Raw genomic sequence first — 16141 nt, 5'->3', positions numbered from 1 at the left:
GCCGGCGAGCGCCGCCGCCCCGAGGCGCCCGTTCACGTGAGTCGCGTCACGCTCGGCCCCGAACGGAACCGCAGGTGGGCACTCGTCTGTCACACTGATTCCCACACCGCGCGCACCCGCGCCCCGCTCCCTCCCGAGCCGCTCCCCGCCACCTCGTGCGACTCCGTGCGGGTATCGGTGAAACGACCAGTGTGCCCGCCCGCACCTGCCGCGATGGGGCCTTCCTGTGAAACTGTGAGCACGTGGCTGGCAGTTACACGGGACCCCCGAGTCATCGACTCCGGGGCCGCGAAAACGAACTGAGGCTCCTCGCCGACGCACTCGGCGAAGCGAGGGCCCGGCGCGGGGCGTGCCTGCTGCTCTCCGGCGGTCCCGGCCGCGGCAAGACCTCCCTGTTGGAGCACACCCGCGCCATGGCCGGTGATTTCACCGTCCTGTACGCCGGTGGCGTCCCCGACGAGTCCGACCTCGCCTTCGCTGGTCTGCAGCGCCTGCTGCGCCCGGTCGAGCCGGTCGCCGACCGCATGGCCGAGGACCGGCGGGACCTGCTGCGCCGCACACTGGGCGGCGGCGCGGTCGCCGACGCGGACCGGTTCGCCTTCTACACCGGAGTCCTGGAACTCCTCACCCTCGCCGCCCAGGAAGAGCCGCTGCTGCTCTGCGTCGACGACACCGACCGGTTGGACGGCCCGTCGCTGGACTCGCTCGCCTTCGTCGCCCGGCGGCTGACCGGTACCCCCGTGGCCGCGGTCTTCGCCGCCCACGGCGGACACGACAAGCCCACCGGCGCGCGGCTGCCCTCCTCCGTCGACGAGCCCACCCCGGACGCGCTCATCCCCGGCGTCACCGAGCACATCGTCGAACCGCTGCCCGAGCGCGCGATCCACGACGTCATCACCGACCACGCCCCGGTCGCGGTCGGGTCGGCCGTGCGCACCGCGCTCGTGGCCGCCGCGCACGGCAACCCCGCGGCCGTCCTCGGCTTCCTGCGCTGCCTCACCGACGGCCAGCTGCTCGGGAACGACCCCCTGCCGGAGACCCTGCGCCTCGACGGCCGCCTGCGCGCCGACCTCCTCACCCCCTACACGGAGCTCGCCGAGCCCACCCGGCACCTGCTCCTGCTCGCCGCGCTCTCCCGGGAACCGCGCGCCCACGTGATCCTGGCCGCCGGTGCGGGCGACCAGGACCCGGCGCCGACCATCGCCGACCTGGAGCCCGCCGAGGAGCGCGGCCTCGTGCGCGTGGACGGCGACGCCATCGTCTTCACCGACCCCCTCCTGCGCGAGGCGATCGCGCAGGGCAGCGCGGCCGGCCGGCTCCGCGCCGCCCACCGGGAGCTGGCGGCGGTCGTGGACGCCGAGCACGCCCCCGTCGACTTCGCGCTGCACACCTCCTCCGGCACCGGGAGCCCGGACACCGGCCTCGCCGCCGCCGTCGCCGAGGCCGCGCTCCACGCCAAGCGGCTGGAGGGCTCCCTGGCGGCCTCGCTCACCTACGAGCGCGCCGCCGGCCTGACGCCCGAGTCCGACGAGCGCGCCTGCCGCCTCACCTCGGCGGCCTACGAGTCCTACGTGGCCGGGCGCTCGGACCGCGCCGCGCGACTGCTCGGCCGCGCGCGCCCCCTCGCGGTCTCCGACCGCCGCCGCGCCACCGTCGACCTCATCGACGCCCAGCTGTACATGCGCGGCGGCAACGCCATCGACGCCGCCGACCGGCTGCTGGCGGCGGGCCGCGACCTCATGCCGCACGACCACACGCTGGCCCTGCGCGCCTTCGTCCGCGCCGCCGACTCCGCGTCCCTGGCGGGCGACCCGGTGCGCTTCGGCCGCATCACCGACCTGGCCCTGCCGCTGGTGCGGCCGGACAGCTCACCGTCCACACGGCTCATCGGCGCCTACCTGGAGGGGTGCGCGGTCTCCTTCCGCGGCGACTACGTCCGCTCCACGCCCCTGCTGCGCAGCGTCAACGCGCTGGCCGCCGAGATCGACAAGCCCTCGGAGCTGATCTGGGCCGGCGTGACCGGCCTCCGGCTGGGCGACGCGCCCTACGTGCGGTCGGTGACCTCGCGGGCCGTGGAGGTCGCGCGCGTGCGGGTCGAGACCGCCAACGTCCCGGCCGCCCTGGGCTTCCTCGTCTTCTCGGAGTTCTGGAGCGGGCGCTTCCCGTCGGCGGCGGGCACCGCGCTGACCGGTCTGCGGGTCGCCCGCGAGTGCGGCCAGTCGGTGTGGGCGACCCAGCACCTGGCCTCGCTGGCCATGATCGCCGCGATCCAGGGCGACGTGGAGACCTGCCGGATCCGGGCCAAGGCCGTGGCCGCCCAGGCGGGCGAGAACAGTCTCGGCCTGGCCTCGGCGCTGGCCGCCTGGGCCCAGGCGGTCCTGGAGCTGTCGCGCGGCAACGCCGCCGACGCGTTCTTCCGGCTGCGCGCGCTCGCGCACGCCGGCCCCGGCCACGGCCACCCGACCATGCGGCTGCTGACCGCGCCCCACTTCGTGGAGGCCGCGACCCGCATGGGGGAGACCGACTGGGCGCACACCTCCCTGGCGGGCTACCGCCGCTGGGCGGAGGCGGTGGACAGCCCGGGCGTACTGGCCCTGGCCGCCCGCTGCTCCGGACTGCTGGCCTGCGGCGACGAGGCCGCGGACCACTTCGAGAACGCTCTGGCCCTGCACCGGGCCTGCGGTGACGACGACGTCGAACACGCGCGCACCCAACTGCTCTTCGGCGCGTTCCTGCGCAGGGCCCGCCTCCCCGGCCGGGCCCGTGAACACCTCTACAACGCGCTGGAGTCGTTCGAGCGCTTCGGAGCCCGGCTGTGGGTGCGACAGACCCGCGCCGAGCTGCGAGCCATCGGGACCTCGGAGAGGGGGCCCGATCCCTCCGCCACCAGCGAGCTGACCGCGCAGCAACAGCAGATCGCGCGGCTCGTCGCGGAGGGGGCCACCAACCGCGAGGTGGCCGCGCACATGTTCATCAGCCCGCGCACGGTCGAACACCACCTGCGCGGCATCTTCCGAAAGCTCAACATCAGGTCCCGGGTGGACCTGGCACGCCTGTTCAACTGACCGCGTCGGACCGGCGCCGACCGGGCGGGTGACGGTCGGTCCGGTGGACGGCGGGGCGGTGCGGCTCGATCACGATCCCGTACCAACCGGTCGGTACGGAATCGCAGGTCAACCGGGAGAGAGGACTCCATGACAACGACCGCACGTGACCAACTACTGAGCGCGGACGGGGTGACCGTGCGCTTCGGGGGCCTGACCGCCCTCGACGACGTCGGGCTGCGGGTCGCCCCCGGTAGCGTCGTCGGTCTCATCGGCCCCAACGGAGCGGGCAAGACCACGTTGTTCAACGTGCTCTCCGGGGTGCTGCGACCCACGTCCGGCACCATCTCGTGGAAGGGCGGACCGCCGCCCGGCCGCAGCCCGCACCACCTGGCCCGGGCCGGGATCTCGCGCACGTTCCAGGGCCTGAACCTCTTCCCGATGATGACCGTCCTGGAGAACGTGGTGGCCGGCGCCGACCGGACCGCGCGGGGCGGACCCGTCTCGCTCGTCACCGGCCTGGGACGGCACCACCGCGACGAGCGCGAGCTGCGCGCCCGCGCCGAGGCGACCCTGCGGCGGTTCGGGATCGCCGAGTTCGCCGCGCGGCTGCCCGGCACCCTGCCCTACGGCATCCAGAAGCAGGTGGCGCTGGCCCGCGCCTGCGTCGCCGACCCCGAACTCCTGCTCCTCGACGAACCCGCGAGCGGACTGTCCGGCCAGCAGATCGACGACCTCGCCCGCCAGATCCGCGGGTTCAGCGAGCACATGGCCGTGGTCCTGGTCGAGCACCACATGGACCTGGTCATGCGGGTGTGCGACCACATCGTGGTGCTGAACTTCGGCCGGGTCATCTCCACCGGCACCCCGGAGGAGGTCCAGGCCGACCCCGCCGTCACCGAGGCCTACCTCGGCACCCCCGCGGAGGACACCGCCACGGTGCCCCGCGGCGGCGGATCCGCCGTGTCCGACCCCTCGCACTCCGACGGAGGCACACGATGAGCGCGCAGTACGCGAACGGCGCCGCCCCGGGCGCGCGCACCGGTACGGCACCGGCGGCGGCCGCCGGAAACGGGAGCGGCGGGGCCGAGCCGATCCTGCGGGTCGAGGGCCTGAGCGCCCACTTCGGCGCCGTGCGAGCCCTGACCGACGTGTCCCTCGCCGTACCGGAGCGGGGCATGTGCGGAGTCCTCGGTGCCAACGGCGCGGGCAAGACCACGCTCCTGCGCTCCCTCACCGGGCTGCACCGGGCCTCCTCCGGCCGGGTGGTCCTCGCGGGCGAGGACATCACGCGGCTTCCCGCGGAGAAGGTCATCACCCGCGGCCTCGCCCACGTCCCCGAGGGCGGCGGCGTGATCGTCGAGCTCACCGTCGAGGAGAACCTGCGCCTGGGCGGCCTGTGGCGCAGGGACCGGCGCGACCGCTCCACGCTGAACGAGGTCATGGAGCTGTTCCCGCCGCTGGCCGAGCGGCGGAACAAGTCCGCCAGCACGCTCTCCGGCGGCGAGCGCCAGATGCTGGCCATCGGACGCGCCCTCATGGCCCGCCCCAAGGTCCTGCTCCTGGACGAGCCCTCCCTGGGCCTGGCCCCCCTCATCACGCAGCAGATCTTCGCCCTGCTGCGCGACCTGCGGGAGCGCACCGGCCTGACGGTCGTCCTCGTGGAACAGAACGCGGCCGGCGCCCTGTCGGTCACCGACCACGGGTTCGTCCTGAACCAGGGACGCGTGGCCGCCGAGGGCTCCTCGGCGGACCTGCTCTCCGACGACCGCATGCGCCACGCCTACCTCGGCTTCTGAGGAGTCCCCCCATGAACCACTTCATCAACCTGACCCTGAGCGGGCTGGCGTCCGGGGCCACGTACGCGGCGCTGGCGCTGTCCCTGGTCATCATCTACCAGGCCACGCGGCTGGTGAACTTCGCCCAGCCCGCGCTCGCCCTGCTGTCGGTGTACACCGCCTACACCGTGGTCCAGGTGACCGGCTCCTACTGGATCGGCTTCGCCAGTGCCCTGACGGTCGGCCTGGTCGCCGGAGCGGTGGTCGAACGGGTCATCATCCGGCCGATCGCCCGCGTCTCCGAACTCAACGGCATCATCGTCACCCTCGGGCTCCTGCTCATCATCCAGGGCGGCGTCGGGATGGTCTGGGGCAACGAGCAGCACGGACTCCAGTACGCGTTCAGCTACGTCGGGCGCTTCTCGCCCGCCGACGCGTTCGCGCTGGGCTCGGTCGCCGCGGTCGCCCTGCTGCTGTTCGCCCTGTACCGGTACACACCGCTCGGGCTGCGCATGCGCGCCGCCGCCTTCCGCCCGGAGGCGGCCCGGCTCAGCGGCGTCAAGGTGGGCCTGATGCTCACCGCCGGCTGGGGCATCGCCTCGGCCATCGGCGCGCTGGCGGGCATGCTCGCCGGACCGCCGTTCCTCTCCCCGAACGTGTTCGACGTCGTCTTCGTCTTCGGCATCACCGCGGCCGTGGTGGGCGGTCTGGACAACCCGTTCGGCGCCGTCATCGGCGGCATGCTCATCGGCCTGGGCCTGACCTACGTGTCCGGCTACGCGGGGCCCGAACTGGCGACTCTCGCCGCCCTCGCCATCGTGGTCCTCGTACTGAGCGTGCGGCCCGACGGCATCCTGTCCCGCCCGACCGCGCGAAAGGTGTAGCCATGTCCTCGCCCACCAGACAGCGCGCGGAGCGCGCCACCACCCCCGCCCCGCCGGCCCCGCCCCGAGGGGCGTCCGACCGGTGGCGGGCCCTGCCCGCGCCGCTGCGCCACCTGCTGCTCGCCGCGCTCGGCCTGGCCGCCGTCACGGGCCTGCAGTTCGTGACGGGGGACCTGACCGCCCTGCGGATGGCCGCCGTCGGCTACACGATGCTGGCCCTGGCCGGCCTGCAGCTGCTGGTCGGCGGCAGCGGCCAGGTGTCGCTGGGCCACGGCGCGTTCATGATGATCGGCGCCTACACCATGGCGCTGATGGTCCTGCACCAGCCGATGCTGCCGCTGGCCGCCAACCTGCTGATCATCGTCGTGGTCTCCGTCGTGGCCGGGATCGCGGTCGGCGCCGCCACCGCGCGGCTGCACGGCCCCTACCTGGCCGGTGCCACGCTCATCCTGGCCGTCGGCCTGCCGGGGCTCACGCACCGCTACCACGAGTTCCTCGGCGGCAGCAACGGGCTCAACATCCGCACCGCCGGCGCTCCGCCCGCCCTCCAGGGGATCTTCTCCGGAAGCGAGTGGAAGGCGATCGTGGTGTGGACGACGGTCGTCATCGGGCTCGCGGTGCTGGCGACGGTGACCACGGGCCGCCTCGGACGCCGCATGCGCGCCGTGCGCGACGACGAGACCGCGGCCGCCATGTCCGGCGTGCCCGTGGGCGCCACCAAGGTGGTCGCGTTCGTCATCGCCTCGGCCGCCGGCGGCCTGGCCGGGGGACTCCAGGCCTACGTGCTCGGCACGGTCACGCCCAGCACCTTCACGCTGGCGCTGTCGCTGAGCCTGCTCGCGGTCCTCGTCCTGGGCGGCATCGGCAGCATGTGGGGCGCCTTCTGGGCCGCCGTGGCGCTGGTCTACCTGGAGGTCTGGGTCTCCGACCTCGCCGGCGCCATGGACTTCAGCCCGGACGTCGAGAACAACCTCCCGGTGGTCGTGTTCGGCGTCATCCTCATCCTGGTCCTGCGCTTCTGGCCCTACGGGATCCAGGGCTTCTTCCAACGGATGGCGTACAAGCGCAGAACGGCCGCCCGGCCCGCCACTCCGAACGGCGGCCCCGCCGACGGCGCCGCCCCGACCAGTGCCCCGCCGAACGGTGCCGCTCCGCACACCGGCGGCTCCAGGGGCACCTCATGAAACCCGCGGCGGGACCCACCTCGGGGCCCGTGAGACGTCATCTCCACCCCCTGACGAAGGAGAACACGATGCGATACCGCAGAGGAACACTGGCCGCCGGCGCGGCGGCTCTCGCACTGGCCACGATGGTGTCGGCCTGCACAGGCGCCGGTGAGGTCACCGAGACCGGGGACGTCGACCTGAACGTGTCCCCGGGCGTGACCGACGACTCCGTCATCATCGGTACGCACCAGCCCCTCACCGGGCCCGCGGCGCCCGGATACCTGTCGATCTCCCAGGCGGCCGGTGCCGTGTTCGAGTACGTGAACGCGCAGGGCGGTGTGAACGGTCGCGAGATCGACTACCGGGTCGAGGACGACATGTACGACCCCTCGCAGACCATCGACGTCACCCGTGAGCTCGTCATCGAGCAGGAGATCTTCGCGATGGTAGGCGGGCTGGGCACGCCCACGCACAGCGGTGTCCTGGACTACCTCAACGACGAGGGCGTCCCGGACGTCTTCCCGTCCTCGGGCGCCCTGGCGTGGAACAACCCGGAGGAGCACCCGCTGACCTACGGGTGGCAGACGGACTACACCAAGGAAGCCAAGATCCAAGGCGAGTACGTCGCGGAGAACTTCCCCGACCAGCCCGTGGGCTACCTGTTCCAGAACGACGACGTCGGCGAGGACGCGCAGGCCGGCCTCGACCAGTACCTCAACAACGACGTCGTGGCGCGGGAGCACTACGAGTCCGACAACACCGACGTCAGTGCGCAGATCGCCGAGCTGGAGCGCTCGGGCGCCGAGGTCGTCGTGTGCTCCTGCATCCCGGCCTTCGTCTCCCTCGCCCTGCTGGAGGCGGCGAGCATCGGCTACGAGCCGCAGTGGGTGGTCTCCAGCATCGGTGGTGACACCGCCACGCTCCAGGGCCTGCTCGCGAACTTCACCGAGGGCACGGACGCCGAGGAGGTGCCCGCCGACGCCTTCCTGGAAGGCATGATCATCACGAGCTACCTGCCGCGGGTGGAGGACACCGAGGACGAGTGGTCGCAGTTCTTCTCCGCCGTGTGGGAGGAGTACGGGGAGGACGCCCCGCTGACCAACACCCACCTCTTCGGCATGACGCAGGCCGTGATGTTCTCGCAGGCCCTGAAGGCGGCCGGTGAGGACCTCACCCGCCAGTCGCTCGTCGACGCGCTGGAGAGCCAGGAGTGGCAGGGCCCGGGCCTGGTGCCGTTCGTCTCGTCCGACGGTGACCACGGCGGGCACCAGGGCGTGTACGTCGTCCAGTACGGGGCCGGCAACGAGATCGAGATGGTCCAGGAGGCCCGGGTGACCGACCGCGACGGCGGTCCCATCGAGGAGACGGACTTCGAGCGCGTGCCGCCGGAGGAGCTGGACTTCCACGACTGATCGGCGAAGCCGTAGCGCGGCCCGCGGGGGTTCCCCCGCGGGCCGTCGTCGTGTCCGGGCCTTCGCGGTGTCTCCCGCGGGGGCCGACGTGTCCGGTCCTCTGCGGGGCATCCTGGAGCCCTCAGAGGAGCCGGAGGGATACCCGCGTCCGGGGCGGGGCCCGCCCCGCCGTCGACGGCACACCGCCCCCGCGGGGCGCCGTCGGGGCGGGGAAGGCCTCCGCCGCGCGCCTGTGCCCGTACACCCCGGCGCCCCTCGACCGGTGGTCGCTCAAGGTTTGAACGTCGCCCGGGGCTCCCCGTGGAGTTCCATTCTCGAAATGCGCGGCGAGGCGTGCGCGCCACCGTTCCGGAAAAGGTGTGCGCACACGCCGAACGGCGGACCGCTGGACGCGGCCCGCCGTTCGTGCGAGGGGGATCAGGAACCGTAGGGGCAGGTGTCCCGGTAGTCGGAGTAGTCCGAGAACCAGCCCGTGCTGGGCGCCGGGCAGAGGAACTGCTCGTACCGCTCGTCCTCGTCGACGAACAGCTTCAACCAGGCGATGCTGTTCCGGGCGATCGGGGTGTTGTTGGTGTTCGGGGCGAAGTGGCTCGCGCCCGCCAGCTCCACGTACGCCTTGTCCACCGAGCCGTTGAGGCTCTCGTAGAACGGGATGGAGTGGGAGCGGGTCGAGGCGATGCTGTCGTTCTCCGCACCGATGATCATGGTGGGCACGTCCACGCTCGACCAGTTCTTCTGGGTGTGCCAGGGGGTCAGCGGGATCGCCGCCTTGAGCTCGGGCCGGTCGTCGGCCGCCGCGAGCGTGCCGCCGCCGCCCATCGAGTGGCCCATCACCGCGAGGCGGTCCGGGTCCACCGTGTCCGTGACGTCGCTGTCCTCGACCAGGTAGTCCAGCGCGGCCTCGATCTGGCGGCCGCGGCTGTTGGGCTGGTCGTAGCGCGTGTTGGTGTCGATCGTGAAGATCACGAAGCCCTGCGAGGCCAGCCGGTGTCCCAGCCACGACATCGTCGAGCTGCTCGCGGTGTAGCCCGGAGCCACGACGACACCGCCGAAGGTGCCCTGGCTGGTGTCGGTCGGGTAGTAGATGGTGCCGCCGCCGAAGCCGGACACGAAGGACGACACGTCCTCGGTGTCGGTGTCGAAGGAACCGCGGAGCGCCTCGATGCTGGACTCCGTGGGGTCCGGGCCGCGCTCGTAGCCGGCCGCCTGGGCGGGGGCGACCACCGTGGCGGCGGTCGCCACGGCGACGCCCAGGACGAGTGCGGTTCGGGTGGCGAGACGACCGGCCCAGGATCGGGGGGTGGTGTTCTCGGGGGCATTCTGTGTTCGCACGGGTTGTCCTTATCTCGTGCAGCGGGAATCCGCGTCGAACGCGGTGTGTCCCTTGGGGGGAACGAGAACGCGCATCGGATAGGGGTGCCGATGTGTAAATGCGCCTCATTTCGTTGGACGCCTCAACTATGGTGACGAATGTGTGAATTCGCATCCGTGAGATCACCAGTGGTTGTTAACCCGCCGGTAGGGTTTGGTGCGGAGGGGGCTCGGGCAGTGCCGTCCGTAGAGGGGGTGACGGCCATGCCGGGAGCCAGCGAACTACCGGACACGTTGAAGCGATCGCCCAAGAAGGCCCAGCGCACCTGGATCAAGGCCCACGACTCGGCGGTGGACGAGTACGGAGAGGGGGAGCGGGCGCACCGCGTCGCGTTCTCCGCGCTCAAGCACTCGTTCCAGAAGAAGGGCGACCGGTGGGTGCCCAAGCAGCGGTCGGGCCCGTCGGACGAACAGGCGGAGAATCCCGACGCGGCCCGCGGGCGGGGCAAGGACAAGCCGACCGCCGGCGGCGTGGACGCCAACGCGAGCAAGAAGGAACTCTACGAGCAGGCACGCGACCTCGACATCTCCGGCCGCTCGAAGATGGACAAGGACGAACTCGTGGACGCGCTGCGCAAGGAGAACGACCGCCGCACGGCGCGTGCGCGCGGCTCCTAGGGCGCGCTGGAGACCCCCGCCGCGCGGTGGTCGAACGACGGGGGACACCGCGCGCGGGACAGGGAGAGAGGGGCGGGGACGCCGGCACCGGTCCCCGCCCCTCGCGTGGGCCGGGACGGCCCGGACGGGCCGCCCGGCCGATCCGTCAGCTGCCCTGGATCTCGCCGCCCGTCGGCGCCAGGGTCTCTCCCGTGTAGTACGACGACAGCCGGTCGCTGGCGAAGAACACGAACGAGGGCGCGATCTCGTCGGGTTCCGCGGCCCGGCCCACCGGGGCCTGCTCCCCGAACCCCTCGGCGCCCTTCTCCCCGAGCGTGGCCGGGATGAGCGGTGTCCACACCGGTCCCGGCGCCACGCAGTTGACCCGGATCCCCTGGTCCCGGAGCGTCTGCGACAGGGACGCGGACAGGTTCATCACGGCGGCCTTGCTCGACGCGTAGTCGATCAGCCGCGCGTTGCCGCGCAGCCCGTTGATCGAGCCGGTGATGATGATGGCGCTGCCCTCCGGCATGTGCGGCAGTGCCTCACGGACCGTCCAGAACACCCCCATGACGTTCACGTCGAAGGTCCGCCGCAGCTGTTCCGTGGTCAGGTCGGTGAACTTCTCCACGGGCCGCTGGGTGGCGGCGTGCTCGACCAGCACGTCGATGCCCCCGAGTTCGGCGACCGCGCGCCGGACCAGTTCGGCGCAGAACGATTCGTCAGCCAGGTCGCCCCGTACCGCGACGGCCGTGCGCCCCTGCTCGCGCACCAGGTCGACCGTGTGCCGGGCGTCGTCGTCCTCGCTCAGGTAGCCGAAGACGACGTCGGCGCCCTCCTTGGCGAAGGCCACGGCGACCGCGCGGCCGATCCCGGAGTCGCCGCCCGTGATCAGCGCGCGCCGTCCGGCCAGCAGGCCGCGGCCCTCGTAGTCCCGCATCTCGTCCTGGGGACGGGGGCGCATCGGTTCGGTCCGGCCCGGGTACGGCTGGCTCTGCGCCGGTGGCGGTGTCTCGGACATCTCGCCTCACTCCTCTCCTCTCCGCTTCCTGCTGCACGCCCCTACCCGTGGGCACCGGCCGCGACCCAGGGCCTTGCCCGATCGTGTGCCCGACTTGGCGCACCCGTGAGGAGGGTCAATTCGGGGCAATGCGCGTTTGTGAGCCGGAGCGGTCGGTCAGAGGGGTGGGAGGGACCGAACGCGAACTGCCGCGGAGGTAGTGATGAGCACGGATGGACGGGACGCGAAGGACCGCCAGCTCGACCAGCACAGGACCGACTCCACGGAGCCCCTGACCACCGAGACGGGCGTCCGGGTGGGGAACACCGACAACTCACTGCGGGCGGGGGCCCGCGGCCCCACGCTGCTGGAGGACTTCCACGCGCGGGAGAAGATCACCCACTTCGACCACGAGCGCATCCCGGAACGGGTCGTGCACGCGCGCGGGGCCGGGGCCTACGGGCACTTCACCACGTACCGCGGCCTGGCGGACCGGACCACGGCGCACTTCCTGCGGGGCCCGGGCGTGACCACCCCGGTGTTCGTGCGCTTCTCGACCGTCGCAGGGTCGCGCGGCTCGGCCGACACGGTGCGCGACGTGCGCGGGTTCGCGGTGAAGTTCTACACCGAGGAGGGCAACTACGACCTCGTCGGCAACAACATGCCGGTCTTCTTCATCCAGGACGGCGTGAAGTTCCCGGACTTCGTGCACGCCGTCAAGCCCGAGCCGCACAACGAGATCCCCCAGGCGCAGTCCGCCCACGACACCCTGTGGGACTTCGTGGGGCTGCAGCCCGAGACGACCCACATGATGATGTGGCTGATGTCGGACCGGGCGCTGCCCCGCAGCTACCGGATGATGCAGGGCTTCGGCGTGCACACCTTCCGCTTCGTCGACGCCGAGGGCCGGGGCACGTTCGTGAAGTTCCACTGGCGTCCCCTGCTGGGCACGCACTCCCTGGTCTGGGACGAGACGCAGCGGGTCCAGGGCAAGGACCCGGACTACAACCGGCGCGACCTGTGGGAGTCCATCGAGCGCGGCCAGTTCCCCGAGTGGGAGCTGGGCGTGCAGCTCGTCGAGGAGGAGGACGAGCACGCCTTCGACTTCGACCTGTTGGACGCCACGAAGATCATCCCGGAGGAGCAGGTGCCGGTGCAGCCGGTCGGCAAGCTGGTCCTGGACCGCAACCCGGACAACTTCTTCGCCGAGACCGAGCAGGTGGCCTTCCACACGGCGAACGTCGTGCCGGGCATCGACTTCACCAACGACCCGCTCCTGCAGGCGCGCAACTTCTCCTACCTGGACACCCAGCTGCTGCGCCTGGGCGGGTCCAACTTCCAGCAGATCCCGGTGAACCGCCCGGTGGCCCCGGTGAGCGACAACCAGCGGGACGGGTTCGCCCAGCACCGGGTGCACCGGGGCAAGACGTCGTACTTCCCGAACCGGGTCGGCGGCGGATGCCCCGCCCTGGCCGAGGAGGGCGGCTACCACCACTACACGGAGAAGGTGGAGGGCCAGAAGATCCGGGTGCGCAGCGAGAGCTTCGCCGACCACTACTCGCAGGCCACGCTGTTCTACAACAGCCTCGCGGACTGGGAGAAGGAGCACCTGAGGGCCGCGTTCCGGTTCGAGCTGGGCAAGTGCGAGGAGCTGGAGGTCCGGCAGCGGGTCGTGGCCAACCTCAACCACGTGGACCACGGACTGGCCGTGAACGTCGCCGAGGGGATCGGCGTGGTGCCGCCCTCGGCGGAGGACGGTACGCCCAACCACGGGCGCTCCTCACCCGCGCTCAGCCAGGCCAACACCACGTTCGGCTCCCTCGTGGGCCGGCAGGTGGCCGTCCTGGTCGCCGACGGTGTGGACGGCCAGGCCGCCTCCGCCCTGAAGGACTCGCTGGTCGCGGAGGGCGCGGTGGTGGAGCTGCTGGCCGCCCGGGACGGCGCGGTGCGCACCGAGGACGGGGGAGCCGTCACCGTCGACCGCGCGTACACGACCGTCTCGTCGGTGCTCTACGACGCGGTCGCCGTCCTCGGCGGGACCGAGTGCGCCGTCACACTGTCCGGCGACGGCACGGCCCGGCACTTCCTGCTGGAGGCCTACAAGCACCACAAGCCGCTGGCCGCGATCGGCGCCGGGGGATCGCTGCTCACCGCGCCGCCGCTGCCGGAGGGCGTCGCCGGACCGGTCACGGACGAGACCCGCAGCACCATGGGCGTGGTCAAGTCGGGTCGGGCCGGCGACGACCTCATCACCGAGTTCGCCCGGCTCGTCGGCGCACACCGGTTCTGGGCTCGGCCGACGTCGACGATCCCGGCCTGAGGGGGCTGCGATGCGCGTGGGATACAAGCTGTTCGCCGAGGGTTTCGGTCCCCGGGAGATCGTGGACCAGGCCGTGCGGGCCGAGGCGGCCGGGTTCGACTTCGTGGAGGTCAGCGACCACTTCCACCCGTGGCTGTACAGCCACGGCCACTCGGGGTTCGTGTGGTCGATGCTGGCCGCCGTCGCCGAGCGCACCGAGCGGATCCAGATGGCCACGGGCGTCACCTGCCCCACGATCCGGGTCCACCCCGCGATCGTGGCGCAGGCGGCCGCCACCACGGCACTGCTGTCGGAGGGGCGCTTCGTCCTCGGCCTGGGCTCGGGTGAGCGGCTCAACGAGCACGTGGTCGGCAAGGGGTGGCCCAACGCGAGCGCACGGCAGGAGATGCTGCGCGAGGCGATCGAGATCATCCGCCTGCTGTGGTCGGGCGGCTACCACTCCTACGAGGGGCGCCACCTGGCCCTGGAGGACGCCCGCGTGTTCGACCTGCCGGAGGAGCCGCCGCCCATCATCGTGGCGGCGGGCGGAGAGCGGTCGGCGACGATGGCCGCCGAGCTCGGCGACGGCATGTTCGGCACCGAGCCGAGCCGGGTGCTCACCGGCGCCTACGAGAACAACGGCGGCGACGGTCCGCTCTACTGCGAGGTTCCCCTGGCGTGGGCGCCGGACGAGGCGAGCGCTCTGGACGCGGCGCGGGAGACCTTCCGGTTCGGCCTCACCGGCTGGAAGGTCATGTCGGAACTGCCCAACCCGGTGAACTTCGAGGCGGCCACGGCGCTGATCACCCGCGACCACATGCGCGACGGACTCGGCTTCGGTCCCGACCCCGAGCGCCACCTGGCGGTCATCCGGCAGTTCGCCGCGGCCGGGTACGACCACCTGTGCCTGGTCAACTCGGGGCCCGACCCGGAGGGGTTCTTCCGGTTCTTCGAGGAGGAGCTGGCGGAGCCGGTGCGCGCGCTCAAGCGCCACGACGCCACCAGCTGAGGAGCCGGGACAACAGGTCGGCGTGCTCCTCGGCCCTCGGTTCGGGCGGGCCGGCCGCGGGACGGACGGGCGCGTCCGGGGTGAACGCCACGGGCAGCTCCGCCAGCCCGCGCAGGAACGGGGAGGGCGTCAGGCGCAGCTCCCGGGGGGCCACGTCCAGACGGAGTCCGCCCAGCCGCTCGTGGGCGGCCGTGACCGCGGTGGCGGCGATCGTCCGTGCCAGGTTGCGGGCGGGGCAGGCGTGCGGGCCCGCGCCGAACATCAGGTGGGCCCGCCCGCCGCCCGCCGACCGGACGGCCGGGTCCCGGTGGGCCGCCTCGAAGCCGATGAGGAGCGCGTCGCCGCCGCGGACGTCACAGGTGCCGATCCGCACGTCCTGGAGGGCGATCCGGGCCGGCAGGACCTGGAAGGGCGTGTCGGTCCACATCACGTGGTCGAGCAGGTCGTGGACGGTCAGCCGTGCGTCGGCGTGGGCCGTGCGGATCCGGGGGTCGGTGAGCAGGGTGCGCAGGGTGTTGCCGATGAGGTGCGTGGTGGGCTGGTGGCCGGCGTTGTCGATGAGCGCGGCCGCGTGGGCGAGTTCGTGGTCGCTGAGCCGTGAGGGGTGCTCCATCATCCACGAGACCAGGTCGGCGCCCGGTCGGCCGCGTTTGCGCGAGACCAGGCCCGCGAAGTACTGGTGGACGCGGGCGACGGCCTCCTCGCCGCGCCGGGCGTCGGCCCCGAACACCACGGCAGTGAGGTCCCCGAGCATGTGCCCGTAGGAGTCGGGGAGCCCGTAGAGGTGGTTGAGCACCAGGACCGGCAGGGGCGCGGCGAAGTCGCCGATGAGGTCGGCGCGGCCGGTGGCGGCGAAGGCGTCGATGAGGTCGTCGGCCATCCGGCGCACCGTGCGGGCGGTGGCCGACAGGTCCAGCCGGGCCAGGCCGTCGGCGACGGGGGCGCGCAGACGGGTGTGCTCGGGCCCGTCGGCGTACAGGGCGTTGGGGCGCCAGGACAGGGCGGGCCGGGAGGCGGCCAGGTCCACGCGCCCGTCGGTGACCTCGCGCCACTGGCGGGTGTCACGGGAGAACAGGTGCGGGTTCTGCAGGACGGAGAGGTTCTCGTGGTAGCCGAGCAGGAGCCACGCGGGCACGCCCGGGTCCAGTTCCACGGGGGCGACGGCTCCGTGGAGTTCGCGGAGCCTCTCCCAGAGCTCGGCCCGGCCGGAGGAGGGGACCGGGGCGTACAGGCGGGCGGGCCGAGTGGGGGACATCGGGGGCGCGGACCCGGCGGCACCGGACCCGCTTCCCTCCCTTCCGGGAGTGAGCGCACGTGGGAGGGCCGACGGCGCGGGGAGCGCCGGTGAGGGAATTCTAGGCGGGGAAACGAGGAATCGTTCGGTGTTTCGTGGAAATCCCCGAGCCCTTTTCGCCTTTGTGTGGAAAAGGCGGTCGGCGGGCGCGCTTCGCGCCGGGCGTTCCGGCCTGGGCGGCGTCGGTGTCCGGTCGCCGGACGCGCGGCGACCAGGGCAGGGGAACGGCCGGGAGAGCCCGGGAACGGTGTCCGCGGGAGGCGCTCGGAGTGGGATCATCTCACATC

12 protein-coding genes are annotated in these 16141 nt (G+C 72.4%); 9 read left to right on the top strand and 3 right to left on the bottom strand.

The window, feature by feature from the left end; translation table 11 throughout:
- The first annotated feature begins 242 nt into the window (after positions 1-242).
- From HNR10_RS14160 to HNR10_RS14135, 6 genes are all read left to right on the top strand, one after another.
- Entirely contained in the window at positions 243-3065 is a 2823-nt protein-coding gene (locus tag HNR10_RS14160; protein ID WP_179823869.1) for a helix-turn-helix transcriptional regulator, read from the top strand.
- Between the two features lie 129 nt (positions 3066-3194).
- On the top strand, positions 3195-4046 hold the full coding sequence (locus HNR10_RS14155; protein WP_179823868.1) for an ABC transporter ATP-binding protein: 852 nt from the start codon (positions 3195-3197) through the stop codon (positions 4044-4046).
- Positions 4043-4843: an ABC transporter ATP-binding protein gene (locus HNR10_RS14150; RefSeq protein ID WP_179823866.1), complete on the top strand. Its 801-nt coding sequence runs from the start codon at positions 4043-4045 to the stop codon at positions 4841-4843. Before HNR10_RS14155 ends, HNR10_RS14150 begins: the two co-directional genes overlap by 4 nt.
- Positions 4844-4854: 11 nt before the next feature.
- Positions 4855-5706 carry a branched-chain amino acid ABC transporter permease gene (locus HNR10_RS14145; protein ID WP_179823864.1) on the top strand — a complete coding sequence of 284 codons (852 nt, stop codon included), beginning with the start codon at positions 4855-4857 and terminating at the stop codon, positions 5704-5706.
- A gap of 2 nt (positions 5707-5708) precedes the next feature.
- Positions 5709-6890 carry a branched-chain amino acid ABC transporter permease gene (locus tag HNR10_RS14140; protein ID WP_179823862.1) on the top strand — a complete coding sequence of 394 codons (1182 nt, stop codon included), beginning with the start codon at positions 5709-5711 and terminating at the stop codon, positions 6888-6890.
- 68 nt (positions 6891-6958) lie between these two features.
- Positions 6959-8284, top strand: a complete 1326-nt coding sequence (locus HNR10_RS14135; protein ID WP_179823860.1) for an ABC transporter substrate-binding protein — start codon at positions 6959-6961, stop codon at positions 8282-8284.
- Between the two features lie 417 nt (positions 8285-8701).
- Here HNR10_RS14135 and HNR10_RS14130 read toward each other — a convergent pair whose 3' ends face one another.
- A complete protein-coding gene (locus HNR10_RS14130) occupies positions 8702-9616 on the bottom strand; it encodes an alpha/beta hydrolase family protein (protein WP_179823858.1) in 915 nt (304 codons plus the stop codon).
- Positions 9617-9859: 243 nt separating this feature from the next.
- On the opposite strand from HNR10_RS14130, the gene HNR10_RS14125 reads away from it, so the two are divergent.
- A complete protein-coding gene (locus HNR10_RS14125) occupies positions 9860-10273 on the top strand; it encodes a ChaB family protein (protein ID WP_179823856.1) in 414 nt (137 codons plus the stop codon).
- Between the two features lie 145 nt (positions 10274-10418).
- Here the strand turns inward: HNR10_RS14125 and HNR10_RS14120 are convergent, their stop codons facing one another.
- Positions 10419-11273, bottom strand: coding sequence for an SDR family oxidoreductase (locus HNR10_RS14120; RefSeq protein ID WP_179823855.1), 855 nt, complete (start codon positions 11271-11273; stop codon positions 10419-10421).
- 202 nt (positions 11274-11475) lie between these two features.
- Here HNR10_RS14120 and HNR10_RS14115 point away from each other — a divergent pair, with 202 nt between their 5' ends.
- Together HNR10_RS14115 and HNR10_RS14110 are read left to right on the top strand one after the other, a co-directional pair.
- Entirely contained in the window at positions 11476-13572 is a 2097-nt protein-coding gene (locus HNR10_RS14115; protein ID WP_179823854.1) for a catalase, read from the top strand.
- 10 nt (positions 13573-13582) lie between these two features.
- Positions 13583-14560: a TIGR03557 family F420-dependent LLM class oxidoreductase gene (locus HNR10_RS14110; protein WP_179823853.1), complete on the top strand. Its 978-nt coding sequence runs from the start codon at positions 13583-13585 to the stop codon at positions 14558-14560.
- On the opposite strand, the gene HNR10_RS14105 is transcribed toward HNR10_RS14110, so the two are convergent.
- Complete coding sequence (locus HNR10_RS14105; protein ID WP_179823852.1) at positions 14535-15815, bottom strand: cytochrome P450; 1281 nt, start codon at positions 15813-15815, stop codon at positions 14535-14537. The two genes, HNR10_RS14110 and HNR10_RS14105, sit on opposite strands and share 26 nt — an antisense overlap.
- Between the last annotated feature and the right edge of the window lie 326 nt (positions 15816-16141).

Origin of the sequence: Nocardiopsis aegyptia, assembly GCF_013410755.1 — a bacterium.
Taxonomy (GTDB): Bacteria; Actinomycetota; Actinomycetes; order Streptosporangiales; family Streptosporangiaceae; genus Nocardiopsis; species Nocardiopsis aegyptia.
This window is presented reverse-complemented; position numbering and strand designations above follow the sequence as displayed.